The following is an 11,379-nucleotide window of genomic DNA, read 5'->3' as shown; positions in this document are numbered from 1 at the left end:
TCCGCCGGTGGTGTCTGCCAGTGCGGTCCGCCCCATTGTCGGGGCCCCGGTGGGTGGCCTACATTAACTCACCGATTAAGTCTGATTAACCGTCAACTTAACTTCCCGGGAGGACCCTCGTGCACCGCAGCAGAATCAGCACCCTCGCCCTGGCCGGCGCGCTCGCCCTGGCCGCGCTCGGCAGCACACCCGTCGCGGCGGCCCCCGCTCCGGTGACCCGTCCCGGCCACCAGGTCGAGAGCTTCGCCGAGGACGGCACCATCTCCCGGGCCGAGGCCCCGGCGACCTCCCCGTTCACCGCCCCGCCCGCGCTCTCGGCAGCGGCGGGGGTGACCGGGGACGGCACGGTGACCCCGATCGTGCAGAGCGGCGCCACCGCCGCCAAGCTCGACATCGTGATGATCGGCGACGGCTACACCGCTGACCAGCAGACGAAGTTCCTGGCCGACGCCACCGCCAAGTGGCAGCAGATCTCGGCCGTCGAGCCGTACAAGACCTACCGCGGCCTGTTCAACGTCTGGGCGGTGGAGGCGGTTTCGGCGGAGTCCGGGGTGAGCGGCGACCCGGACAAGGCCACCGTGCGGCAGACCGCGCTCGGCTCGTACTTCTGGTGCGACGACGTCGAGCGGCTGCTCTGCGTGGACACCGACGCGGTGGAGCGGTACGCCGCCAAGGCGCCGCAGGCCGACCTGGTGGTCGTGGTGGCCAACAGCGCCAAGTACGGCGGCGCGGGCTACAACGACGTGGTCTCCTCGCTCGGTTACTCCGGCATCGCCACCGTGGCGGGCGGCAACGCCCAGTCCGGACAGATAGCCGTGCACGAGACCGGGCACTCGCTCGGCCTGCTCGCCGACGAGTACTTCTACGAGGGCCAGGGGAGTTACCAGGGCAAGGAGCCGGCCGAGGCCAACATCTCGAAGCAGACGGCGGCCCAACTGCGCCGCAGCCACACCAAGTGGTACCGCTGGCTCGGCCAGACCTCGCCGGACGGTGGCACCGTGGGCGCCTACCTGGGCGGCGGCTACTACCCGCAGGGGCTGTACCGGCCGACCGACAACTCGATCATGCGATCGCTCGGCCGGGAGTTCAACCTCCCCGGCCGGGAGGCGATGATCGCCGGGTTCTACCGCTACGCCAGCACGCTGGCCAGCACCACCCCCGCCTCGGCGCAGCTCACCGCCGCCGACCGGCTGAGCGTCGAACTGCCGGTGCCGGGGACCCAGTTGCGGTGGTACCTGGACGGCCGCGAGTTGACCGCACTGCGCGACCGCACCGCACTCGCCCTCACCGAGCTCAAGCTGACCGGCCCCAAGGGTCGCCCGCACCAGCTCACCGCCGTGGCCAGCGACCCGACCACCGCCGTCCGTGACCCCGAACTGCGGTCCGGCCTCACCGACTCGCTCAGCTGGCAGGTCACCCGCTGACCGGCTCGGCCGCGACCGCCCGCTCACCGCTCCAGACCAGGTGAGCGGCGTGCACCTTGCGCCACAGGCGGTCGCGGTCGGCCCGGCCGAGCTCCGCGAGGGTGAGGCCGAAGACGTCCGCGAGGGCGGTGAACCACTCGGCGGGATCCAGCAGTTCGGTCTCAGTGCGTCCGGTGGCGTCGGTGCGGCTCAGCACCAGGCCGCGCAGCCCGTCCGTCCCGTCGGCATCCCGGCGCTGCGCGCAGGTCAGGCCCATGAACGGGGAGTCGGGCGAGGTCGAGAGCCAGGTGTGCCGTTCCAGGAAGTCGGCCTGGGCGGCGGGCTCCTGACGGAAGTCCATGCCGAGGAACGAGCCCTGCGGGTGGTGGCTGAAGCGCCAGCCGCCGGGCTCGGCCGCCGAGGGCGCCAGGCCGAAGGTGAACGGCCCCTGACGGTACGTCCCCTCGCTCAGCGGCAGCGGCTCGTGCAGCGCGTCGCCGAGACCGGTGTCCGCGAACCAGCGCCCGCCCTCGCACTCCACCGTCAGCGCCAGGTGGTTGGCGTTCGCCCCGGCCGGGACGGCGGGGTCGGTCTGGACCCCGGCGACGTGCCACGTCACCTGGTAACCGAGGGCGGTCAGCAGCGCGGCGAACGCCCCGTTGAGGTGGAAGCAGTACCCGCCCCGCCCGACGAGGATTCGCCGTACCGAATCGACCGGCTCGATCGTGGTCGGCCGGCCCAGCTGGATCTCGAGATTCTCGTACGGGACCCGCTCGACATGGGCCCGGTGCAGCGCGAACAGCCCCTCCACCGTGGGCCGTCCCGGCCGGTCCACTCCGAGCCGCCGCAGGTACCGGTCGACCATCGCGTCAGTCAGCATGCGTGCACACTAATCGGTATGACCATCAGCCAGCCCCTGCTTTACGACGTCCCGCCCGGCCTGGAGGACCTGTACGCCGAACTGGCCGCCCCGCCCCGGCTGGTGGCCCACCTGCGGCTGGTGCACGACGTAGCGGGCCGGCTGCTGGCCGGCTTCGCCGAGGTCTGGCCGGAGCTCACGGTGGACGCCGAGGCCGCCCGGTACGAACCGGCGGGGGAACTGCTGCTGGAGCTCGGTTTCCCGCAGGCCGACGAGCGGCTCGCGTACCAGGCGGCTCATCCGCTGGTCGGGTGACCGGCGGTCAGGTCACCTCCTCCGCGAGCAGGTCCATCAGCAGGCCGTCGTGCCAGGCACCGTCCGCGCCGCGTTCGTAGGCCCGCATGACGCCGACCGGGCGGAAGCCGACCTTGGCGTAGCAGCGGATCGCGGCGGTGTTGTCGGCGGCCGGGTCGATCACCAGGCGGTGGAAATCCAGCGTGGTGGTGAGGTGTCTGGCCAGAGCGCGGACGGCGTCGGTGCCCAAGCCCTGGCCGTGCACGGCTGGGTCGAGGAAGATGTCGATGCCCGCGTGCCGGTAGTCCGGTTCGTTCTCCGCGTGCCACTGGACGGCGCCGACCACCCGGCCCGCGTGCTCGATCGCGAACACCTCGGTCCCCGGGTCGGCCAGGTCCTCGGCCACCTCGGCGGGCAGGTCGCCCGTACCGCGCCAGCGGGCGAACACCTCCGGGGTGGCCCGGATCGCGGCCAGCGGGGCGACGTCCTCGGCGGTGGCGGGGCGCAGCGTGACGGCGGTGCCGTACAGCGTGGTCGACATGGACCGGACGTTACCCGCCCCGGCCGGAACCGGCCCGCCCGTTCCTGACCTCCTGTCAGCTGTGAACGCGGAGATATGGCGGCGAGGACGACTGGTGGCCGGGACGGCCGTACTGGTGACGGCGCTGCTGCTGTGGCCCTGGCTGCTGCCCAACCGGCCGGGACGGCTGGGCAGCCTGCTGGAGACCTTCCTGCCCTGGCTCGGGCTCGCCGTGCCGGTCCTGCTGCTGCTCGCGCTGCTCCGCCGGTCCGCCACGGCGGGCCTGGCGATCGGGCTCGCGGCTCTGGTCTGGGCGGCGCTGTTCCTCCCGACCGACGGCGGCGACGGCGGTGGTGGCGGCGGGCTGACGGTGGTTCAGCACAACGTGGACGACGCCAACCCCGACCCGGCCGGCACCGCCCGGACCCTGGCCGACAGCGGTGCGGACTTGGTCGCGCTGGAGGAGCTGCTCCCGGAGCGGCTCGCCGACTACCAGGACGTGCTCGGCGCCGACCGCCCCTACCGCGCGGTCGAGGGCACCGTCGGACTCTGGTCCAGGTATCCGCTCACCGACATCCGGCCGGTCGACCTCAAGCCGCGCGGTCTGACCGCCGACTGGCGCCGGGCCCTGCGCGCCACCCTGCACACCGAGCAGGGTGAGACGGCGGTGTACGTGGTCCATCTGCCCTCGGTCCGGCTCGGCCCGGGCGGCTACGGCACCGACCGCCGGGACGAGAGCGCCCGGCTGCTGGCCGCCGTCCTCGCGGCCGAACCGCTGCCCCGGGTGATCCTGCTCGGCGACCTCAACGGCACCCTGGACGACCGGGGTCTGGCGCCGCTCACCGGCCTGCTGGGCGAAGGGGGACGCCGGGAGTTCAGCTGGCCCCGGAGCTTCCCGCTGGCCCGGATCGACCACGTGCTGACCCGGGGCGCGGCCGTGACGGGCAGCTGGACCCTGCCACCGACCCTCAGCGACCATCTGCCGGTGGCGGCGCGGATCGACCTGGCCCGGCTCGGATAGCCTGGGCAGACGATGGAAAGTTTCACGACGTCATGGGGCGAGTTCGAGCTGAGCCGCTTCCCCGAGGATCCGCGCGACCGCCTCCGGGCCTGGGACGCTGCCGACGAGTACCTGCTCCGGCAGCTGCACGGCATCGACGGCGCACCGCCGGTGGACCTGAGCGGGCGGGTGGTGGTGCTCGGCGACCGCTGGGGCGCCCTGGCCACCGCGCTGGCCGCGCACCGGCCGACCCAGATCTCCGACTCCTGGCTCGGCCGCCGGGCCACCGCCGAGAACCTGGCCCGCAACGGTGCCGAGCCGGGCGCGGTCGAGCTGCTCACCACTCAGGACCCGCCGCCGGAGCGGATCGACGTGCTGCTGGTCCGGGTGCCCAAGAGCCTGGCGCTGCTGGAGGACCAGCTGCACCGGCTGGCCCCCTCAGTGCACGCGGGCACGGTGGTGATCGGGGCCGGCATGGTGACCGAGATCCATACCTCCACCCTGCACCTGTTCGAGCGGATCCTCGGCCCGACGAAGACCTCACTGGCCGTCAGGAAGGCCCGGCTGATCCACTGCACGCCGGATCCGGCGCTGCCCAGGACCGTCAGCCCCTGGCCGATCAGCTACACCCTCCCCACCGACGTCGGCCCGGTCTCCGGACGGACCGTCACCAACCACGCGGGCATCTTCTGCGCCGAACGCCTCGACATCGGCACCCGCTTCCTGCTCGCCCACCTCCCGGCCACCACCGGGCCGAAGCGGATCGCCGACCTCGGCTGCGGCAACGGCGTGGTCGGCACCGCTGCCGCGCTGGCCAACCCGGAGGCCGAGCTGCTCTTCGTGGACGAGTCGTACCAGGCCGTGACCTCCGCCGAGGCCACCTTCCGGGCGGCGCTCGGCCCGGCCGCGAAGGCCGAGTTCACGGTCGGCGACGCGTTGGCCGACGCCGAGCCCGACTCGCTCGACCTGGTGCTCAACAACCCGCCGTTCCACACCCACCAGGCCACCACCGACGCCACCGCCTGGCGGATGTTCACCACGGCGAAGAACGCGCTGCGCCCCGGCGGCGAGCTCTGGGTGATCGGCAACCGGCACCTCGGCTACCACGTCAAGCTGCGCCGGCTGTTCGGCAACTCGCAGGTGGTCAGCAGCGACCCGAAGTTCGTGCTGCTCCGGGCGGTCAAGAACTAGGGCTGCGGTGTCATGGCAGCCCGGTCGGACTCGCTGCGGAGCACGCAGAACTCGTTGCCCTCGGGGTCGGCAAGGACCGCCCAGCCGGAGCCGTCGGGATTCCGGCGATCGGCGACCAGGGTGGCCCCGAGGCCCAGCAGCCGTTCCACCTCCTGCTCGCGCGAGGTCTCGGGGCGCAGGCAGAGATGGAGCCGGTTCTTGACCGTCTTGGGCTCGGGCACCTGGTTGAAGTACAGCACCGGGCCCTCCGCCAGCAGCACCTGGGTCTCCCGGGCACCCGGTGCGTCCTCCGGATCCATCGGACGGCCGGTCACCTCGCTCCAGAACCGGGCCAGCTCATAGGCGTCCGCACAGTCGATCGCCACGTTCTGCACTACTGAAACCATGGACGTCAGCCTTCCTGATCTCCCCGCCGAGTCAGCCCTGTTCGAGAACGAAGTGCTCGGTGGCCGCCTTGCTGACGCCGAGTCGGCCGAGCAGCCCGTCCGTCCCTTCCAGCTCCAGCAGGGCGAGCAGGATGTGCTCGGTGCCCACGTGGTTGTGGCCGAGCCGGAGCGCCTCACGGAACGTCAGCTCCAGCGCCTTCTTGCCGCCGGCGTCGTACGGGATCAGCCCCGGCACGTCCGCCACCGGTGCGGGCAGGACGACGCTGACGGCCGCACGGACCGCCTCGGGCGTGACGCCCTGGGCGGCCAGCGCCCGGGTGCCGGTCGACTCGGGGACGGTGAGCAGACCGAGTGCCAGGTGTTCGGCGCGGATCTCGTGGTTCCCGGCGGAGCGGGCCTCCTCCTGCGAGGCCACCACCGCCTGGCGGGCCCGGTCGGTGAAGCGGCCGAAGCCCTGGCTCGGGTCGAGGTCGCCGGGCTCGCCCGGATCCTTGGCCACGAAGCGCTTCTGGGCGGCCTGCCGGGTCACGCCCATGCTCTTGCCGATGTCGGTCCAGGAGGCGCCGGAGCGCCGGGCCTGGTCCACGAAGTGGCCGATCAGATGGTCGGCGAGGTCGCCGAGGTGATCGGCGGCGATGACGGCACCGGAGAGCTGGTCCAGGGCGTCGGGGTGCACCTTCTTGATGGCGTCGATCAGGTCGTCGAGCCGTACGGGAATCGTCATGTGTCAACCGTAGGTTGCCATTCGCACTTGTGTCAATCATTGGTTGACATGCGGCCGGCGGGGCGTCAGCCTGTTCCGACTTGACGGAGACGCGCACGCTCGTGGGGTGCCGACCGCCGGGCTGTGCCACGCTCCTGTCCCTGAGTGCTAGCGAGTCGGTGCCCCGGAGACCAGCCACCGCCAGCGTCGGCGCTCCGTGACCAGGGTCGCAGTGGCCAGCAGGGTTACCGGGACCGCCGCCCATGCGGGCCAGGCCAGCCATGAGGAGACCACGGCTGCAACGAGTTGGAGCAGTACCAGGAGGATCGTGACCCAGCCCGGTACCGCGATGATCACCTGCGCCTTGTCGCCAGGAGTGGAGAGGCACGTGGGAAGGCCGATCAGGAGAGTCACGGACAGGACGGCAAGCAGCCATGAGTGGTCGGCCAGTGCCCAGGGGGTCGCCACCCAGGCGATGAGTTCCACCGCGAAGCGCAGAACGGACGCGGCCCGGTCGTCCGGTCGGGCCAAAGTCGTTTCATCTACGGAATCGGTCACCTGGGGACGGTTTCACCGCCCGCGTCGGGCGGTCAAGCACTTGGCGGTTCCACCGTGAGGACTTCTTGCATGAATGTTCCGTGATGCGTATATTCATGCCGAGTCCTAGGAGGGATCATCATGGCATTGCGAGTCGCCGTCGCCGGCGCCAGTGGGTATGCGGGCGGGGAGGTGCTGCGTCTGTTGCTCGGGCATCCGGAGATCGAGATCGGGGCGCTGACCGGCGGGTCGAATGCCGGGACGAGATTCGGTGAGCTCCAGCCGCACCTGCTGCCGCTGGCCGACCGGGTGCTGGAGCCGACCACCCCCGAGGTGCTGGCCGGGCACGACATCGTCTTCCTCGGGCTGCCGCACGGGCAGTCGGCGGCCGTCGCCGAGGCGCTCGGCGAGGACGTGCTGGTGGTGGACTGCGGGGCGGACTTCCGACTCAAGGACCCGGCGGTCTGGGAGAAGTTCTACGGCTCCCCGCACGCCGGCACCTGGCCGTACGGCCTGCCAGAGCTGCCCGGCCACCGGGCCGCGCTCAAGGGCACGAAGCGGATCGCCGTCCCTGGCTGCTACCCGACCGCCGTCTCGCTCGCGCTGTTCCCGGCGTACGCCGCGAAGCTGGCCGAGCCGGAGGCCGTGGTGGTCGCCGCGTCCGGCACCTCCGGCGCGGGCAAGGCCGTCCAGGCGCATCTGCTGGGCAGTGAGGTGATGGGCTCGATGAGCCCGTACGGCGTCGGTGGCGGGCACCGCCACACGCCGGAGATGGCGCAGAACCTCGGCCCGGTCGCGGGCGAGGAGATCACCGTCTCGTTCACCCCCACGCTGGCGCCGATGCCGCGCGGCATCCTGGCCACCTGCAGCGCCAAGGCGAAGCCCGGTGTGACCGCCGCGAGCCTGCGCGCCGCGTACGAGCAGGCCTTCGCGAACGAGCCGTTCGTCCGCCTGCTGCCGGAGGGTCAGTGGCCGCGGACCAGCTCGGTCTACGGCTCGAACGCCGCGCTGGTCCAGGTCGCGCTGGACGAGCACGCGGGCCGGATCATCGCGATCAGCGCGATCGACAACCTGGTCAAGGGCACCGCCGGTGGCGCGGTGCAGAGCATGAACATCGCCCTCGGCCTGCCGGAAGAGCTGGGCCTCCCGCTGAACGGAGTCGCACCGTGACGAACACGCAGAACATTGGAGTGACGGCGGCCAAGGGCTTCCGCGCCGCCGGCGTCACCGCGGGCATCAAGGCCAGCGGCACCCCCGACCTGGCCCTGGTGGTCAATGACGGACCGTCGAACGCCGCGGCCGGCGTCTTCACCTCCAACCGGGTCAAGGCCGCCCCCGTGCTCTGGTCCGAGCAGGTGGTGAAGGGCGGCCGGATCTCCGCGGTCGTCCTCAACTCCGGTGGCGCCAACGCCTGTACCGGCCCGCTCGGCTTCCAGGACACCCACGCCACCGCCGAGAAGGTGGCCGCCGAGCTGTCGCTGAACGCGGGCGAGGTGGCGGTCGCCTCCACCGGTCTGATCGGGCTGCGGCTGCCGATGGACCTCATGCTGCCTGGCGTGGAGCAGGCCGCCAAGGCGCTAAGCGCCGACGGTGGCGAGGCCGCCGCGATCGCCATCAAGACCACCGACACCGTGCACAAGACCGCGCAGGTGACGAAGAACGGCTGGACGGTTGGCGGGATGGCCAAGGGTGCGGGCATGCTCGCCCCTGGTCTGGCCACCATGCTGGTGGTGCTGACCACCGATGCCGAGGTCACCGCCGAGGGCCTGGACGCCGCGCTGCGCAGCGCGACGAACACCACCTTCGACCGGATCGACTCGGACGGCTGCATGTCCACCAACGACACCGTGCTGCTGCTGGCCTCGGGTGCGTCCGAAGTCGTCCCGGAGCAGGACGAGTTCGCCGCCGCCGTGGCCACCGTCTGCGCCGACCTGGCCCGCCAGCTGATCGGTGACGCCGAGGGTGCGAGCAAGGACATCCGGATCGACGTGACCGGCGCCGCCACCGAGCAGGAGGCCGTCCAGGTGGCCCGGGTGATCTCCCGGAACAACCTGCTCAAGTGCGCCCTGCACGGCGAGGACCCGAACTGGGGCCGGGTGCTGGCCGCGATCGGCACCACCGACGCCGCCTTCGACCCGGACCAGCTGAACGTGGCGATCAACGGCGTCTGGGTCTGCAAGGACGGCAGCGTCGGCGAGTCCCGGGACCTGGTGGACATGACCGGCCGCGAGGTGGTCATCACCGCCGACCTGCGGGCCGGTGAGGCGGCGGCCACGGTGTGGACCAACGACCTCACCGCCGACTACGTCCACGAGAACAGCGCCTACTCCACCTGAGCCGGGGGACCCCGTGAAGATCGCACCCAAGGGCGAACAGGCCCGTAACAACACCGCGTTGCCCAAGGCACTGACCCTGATCGAGGCGCTGCCCTGGCTGGAGCGCTTCCACGGCAAGACCGTGGTGATCAAGTTCGGCGGCAACGCCATGGTCGACGAGTCGCTGAAGGCGGCCTTCGCCCAGGACGTGGTCTTCCTCCGCTACGCCGGTCTGCACCCGGTGGTGGTGCACGGCGGCGGCCCGCAGATCAGCGCGCAGCTGAGCAAGCTCGGCCTGGAGTCGTCCTTCACCAACGGCCTGCGGGTCACCACCCCCGAGACCATGGACGTGGTCCGGATGGTGCTGGCCGGCCAGGTCCAGCGCGAGCTGGTCGGGCTGCTGAACGAGCACGGCCCGTTCGCGGTCGGCATGACCGGCGAGGACGCGCACACCATGACCGCCGTCAAGCGGTACGCCGTGGTGGACGGCGAGCAGGTCGACATCGGCCTGGTCGGAGACATCGTCAACATCGAGGCGGGCGCCGTGAAGGCGCTGATCGGGGACGGCCGGATCCCGGTCATCTCCTCGATCGCGCGCGGCACCGACGGCCACGTCTACAACATCAACGCGGACACCGCCGCCTCCGCCCTGGCGGTCGCGCTGGGCGCCGAGATGCTGGTGGTGCTGACCGACGTCGAGGGCCTGTACGCGGACTGGCCGAACTCCGACGACGTGATCAGCCAGCTCGGCACCACCGAGCTGGAGGAGCTGCTGCCGACCCTGGCCAGCGGCATGCTGCCGAAGATGGAGGGCTGCCTGAACGCGGTCCGCTCCGGCGTCGGCACAGCACGTGTGTTGGACGGCCGGGTGCAGCACAGCCTGTTGCTGGAGATCTTCACCGACGAGGGCATCGGCACCATGGTCGTGCCGGACGACGAGACAACGGTCCTGGGGGGCCTGGCATGACGAACGATCAGCTCACCCAGCGGTGGCAGCACTCGCTGATGGACAACTACGGCACCCCCCGGATCCCGCTGGTCCGGGGCGCCGGCTCGACCTTCTGGGACGCCGACGGCAAGGAGTACCTGGACCTGGTCGGCGGGATCGCGGTGAACGCGCTCGGCACCGCCCACCCGGCCATCGTCGAGGCGGTCACCGCGCAGATCGGGCAGCTCGGCCACGTCTCCAACCTGTTCATCGCCGAGCCGACCGTCCGGCTGGCCGAGCGGCTGCTGGAGCTGTTCGGCCGCCCGGACGGCCGGGTGTTCTTCTGCAACTCCGGCGCCGAGGCGAACGAGGCCGCCTTCAAGATCAGCCGGCTGACCGGCCGGACCCACCTGGTCTCGCTCCAGGGCAGCTTCCACGGCCGGACCATGGGCGCCCTGTCGCTCACCGCCCAGCCCGCCAAGCAGACCCCGTTCGTACCGCTGCCCGGTGACGTCACGTACGTCCCGTTCGGCGACATCGAGGCGCTGCGGGCGGCCGTCACCACCGAGACCGCCGCCGTCTTCCTGGAGCCGATCCAGGGCGAGAACGGCGCGATCCCGCTGCCCGAGGGCTATCTGACGGAGGCTCGGGCGATCACCCGGGCAACGGGCACCCTGCTGGTGCTGGACGAGGTGCAGACCGGCGTCGGCCGGACCGGGCACTGGTTCGCCCACCAGGCGTACGAGGGCGTCGAGCCGGACGTCATCACGCTGGCCAAGGGCCTCGGCGGCGGGCTGCCGATCGGCGCCGCGGTGGCCTTCGGGCCGGCCGCCGAGCTGTTCCACGCCGGTCACCACGGCACCACCTTCGGCGGCAACCCGGTGGTCGCGGCGGCGGGTCTGGCGGTGCTCGACACGATCGTCGCCGACGGGCTGCTGGCGCACGTGCAGAAGGTCGGCGAGCAGCTGCGCACCGGTATCGAGGCGATCGGCTCCCCGCTGGTCGACCACGTCCGGGGTGCCGGCCTGCTGCTGGGCATCGTGCTCACCGCACCGGTCGCCGGGAAGGTGCAGGCGGCCGCCCAGCAGGCCGGATTCCTGGTCAACGCCGCCGTGCCGGACGCCGTCCGGCTGGTTCCCCCGCTCGTCCTCACCGAACAGGAGGCGGACCGCTTCCTGGCCGCACTGCCGGAGATCCTGAACAGCGTCGCCCCCGACGCGAACGCCTGAGCGAACTCCGGGAG

At 71.7% G+C, this 11,379-nt stretch carries 13 protein-coding genes; 8 read left to right on the top strand and 5 right to left on the bottom strand.

From position 1 onward, the window contains the following. Positions 1–119 precede the first annotated feature (119 nt). A complete protein-coding gene (locus ASC99_RS04060; protein WP_082598064.1) occupies positions 120–1,424 on the top strand; it encodes a M64 family metallopeptidase in 1,305 nt (434 codons plus the stop codon). Here ASC99_RS04060 and ASC99_RS04055 read toward each other — a convergent pair. After that, positions 1,414–2,283: an arylamine N-acetyltransferase gene (locus ASC99_RS04055; protein ID WP_200948271.1), complete on the bottom strand. Its 870-nt coding sequence runs from the start codon at positions 2,281–2,283 to the stop codon at positions 1,414–1,416. The two genes, ASC99_RS04060 and ASC99_RS04055, sit on opposite strands and share 11 nt — an antisense overlap. Positions 2,284–2,301: 18 nt before the next feature. Between ASC99_RS04055 and ASC99_RS40070 the strand changes: the two genes are divergently transcribed. After that, positions 2,302–2,577 carry a hypothetical protein gene (locus ASC99_RS40070; protein WP_057228299.1) on the top strand — a complete coding sequence of 92 codons (276 nt, stop codon included), beginning with the start codon at positions 2,302–2,304 and terminating at the stop codon, positions 2,575–2,577. 7 nt (positions 2,578–2,584) lie between these two features. On the opposite strand, the gene ASC99_RS04045 is transcribed toward ASC99_RS40070, so the two are convergent. Next, complete coding sequence (locus ASC99_RS04045; protein ID WP_057228297.1) at positions 2,585–3,097, bottom strand: GNAT family N-acetyltransferase; 513 nt, start codon at positions 3,095–3,097, stop codon at positions 2,585–2,587. Here ASC99_RS04045 and ASC99_RS04040 point away from each other — a divergent pair. Continuing rightward, the gene (locus ASC99_RS04040) at positions 3,096–4,097 is read left to right on the top strand and encodes an endonuclease/exonuclease/phosphatase family protein (protein ID WP_082598073.1); all 1,002 of its coding nucleotides are present in this window, start codon (positions 3,096–3,098) and stop codon (positions 4,095–4,097) included. The two genes, ASC99_RS04045 and ASC99_RS04040, sit on opposite strands and share 2 nt — an antisense overlap. 12 nt (positions 4,098–4,109) lie before the next feature. Beyond that, on the top strand, positions 4,110–5,267 hold the full coding sequence (locus ASC99_RS04035) for a methyltransferase (protein WP_057228295.1): 1,158 nt from the start codon (positions 4,110–4,112) through the stop codon (positions 5,265–5,267). Here ASC99_RS04035 and ASC99_RS39280 read toward each other — a convergent pair. The 3 genes from ASC99_RS39280 to ASC99_RS04020 all read right to left on the bottom strand — a co-directional run bounded on the left by ASC99_RS39280 (position 5,264) and on the right by ASC99_RS04020 (position 6,887). Beyond that, positions 5,264–5,653 (bottom strand): VOC family protein, encoded by a 390-nt coding sequence (locus ASC99_RS39280; protein ID WP_057228293.1) that lies wholly within the window; start codon positions 5,651–5,653, stop codon positions 5,264–5,266. The two genes, ASC99_RS04035 and ASC99_RS39280, sit on opposite strands and share 4 nt — an antisense overlap. Before the next feature lie 31 nt (positions 5,654–5,684). Beyond that, positions 5,685–6,377 (bottom strand): Clp protease N-terminal domain-containing protein, encoded by a 693-nt coding sequence (locus ASC99_RS04025; protein WP_057228291.1) that lies wholly within the window; start codon positions 6,375–6,377, stop codon positions 5,685–5,687. A gap of 147 nt (positions 6,378–6,524) precedes the next feature. Next, positions 6,525–6,887, bottom strand: a complete 363-nt coding sequence (locus ASC99_RS04020) for a hypothetical protein (protein WP_157531358.1) — start codon at positions 6,885–6,887, stop codon at positions 6,525–6,527. Between the two features lie 147 nt (positions 6,888–7,034). Between ASC99_RS04020 and argC the strand changes: the two genes are divergently transcribed. From argC to ASC99_RS04000, 4 genes are read left to right on the top strand one after another with little or no spacing between them, the layout of a single operon-like run. Continuing rightward, entirely contained in the window at positions 7,035–8,063 is a 1,029-nt protein-coding gene (argC, locus tag ASC99_RS04015; RefSeq protein ID WP_057228287.1) for an N-acetyl-gamma-glutamyl-phosphate reductase, read from the top strand. A gap of 14 nt (positions 8,064–8,077) precedes the next feature. Further along, complete coding sequence (gene argJ / locus ASC99_RS04010) at positions 8,078–9,229, top strand: bifunctional glutamate N-acetyltransferase/amino-acid acetyltransferase ArgJ (RefSeq protein WP_057228482.1); 1,152 nt, start codon at positions 8,078–8,080, stop codon at positions 9,227–9,229. A gap of 13 nt (positions 9,230–9,242) precedes the next feature. Beyond that, positions 9,243–10,175, top strand: coding sequence for an acetylglutamate kinase (argB, locus tag ASC99_RS04005; RefSeq protein ID WP_057228285.1), 933 nt, complete (start codon positions 9,243–9,245; stop codon positions 10,173–10,175). Beyond that, positions 10,172–11,365, top strand: coding sequence for an acetylornithine transaminase (locus ASC99_RS04000; protein WP_057228283.1), 1,194 nt, complete (start codon positions 10,172–10,174; stop codon positions 11,363–11,365). The genes argB and ASC99_RS04000 overlap by 4 nt, the downstream gene beginning before the upstream one ends. The last annotated feature ends 14 nt before the right edge of the window (positions 11,366–11,379 follow it).

It is taken from the genome of Kitasatospora sp. Root107 (genome assembly GCF_001424875.1).
Lineage (GTDB): Bacteria > Actinomycetota > Actinomycetes > Streptomycetales > Streptomycetaceae > Kitasatospora.
The sequence above is the reverse complement of the archived record's forward strand: the minus strand, read 5'-3'. Positions and strand labels throughout refer to the sequence as shown.

Excerpts from the sequence above, each read along its gene's own strand:
- ASC99_RS04025 (WP_057228291.1), bottom strand. The coding sequence starts at position 6,377 with ATGACGATTCCCGTACGGCTCGACGACCTGATCGACGCCATCAAGAAG.
- ASC99_RS04055 (WP_200948271.1), bottom strand. The coding sequence starts at position 2,283 with ATGCTGACTGACGCGATGGTCGACCGGTACCTGCGGCGGCTCGGAGTG.
- ASC99_RS39280 (WP_057228293.1), bottom strand. The coding sequence starts at position 5,653 with ATGGTTTCAGTAGTGCAGAACGTGGCGATCGACTGTGCGGACGCCTAT.
- ASC99_RS40070 (WP_057228299.1), top strand. The coding sequence starts at position 2,302 with ATGACCATCAGCCAGCCCCTGCTTTACGACGTCCCGCCCGGCCTGGAG.
- ASC99_RS04000 (WP_057228283.1), top strand. The coding sequence starts at position 10,172 with ATGACGAACGATCAGCTCACCCAGCGGTGGCAGCACTCGCTGATGGAC.
- ASC99_RS04035 (WP_057228295.1), top strand. The coding sequence starts at position 4,110 with ATGGAAAGTTTCACGACGTCATGGGGCGAGTTCGAGCTGAGCCGCTTC.
- ASC99_RS04040 (WP_082598073.1), top strand. The coding sequence starts at position 3,096 with ATGGACCGGACGTTACCCGCCCCGGCCGGAACCGGCCCGCCCGTTCCT.
- ASC99_RS04045 (WP_057228297.1), bottom strand. The coding sequence starts at position 3,097 with ATGTCGACCACGCTGTACGGCACCGCCGTCACGCTGCGCCCCGCCACC.
- argC (WP_057228287.1), top strand. The coding sequence starts at position 7,035 with ATGGCATTGCGAGTCGCCGTCGCCGGCGCCAGTGGGTATGCGGGCGGG.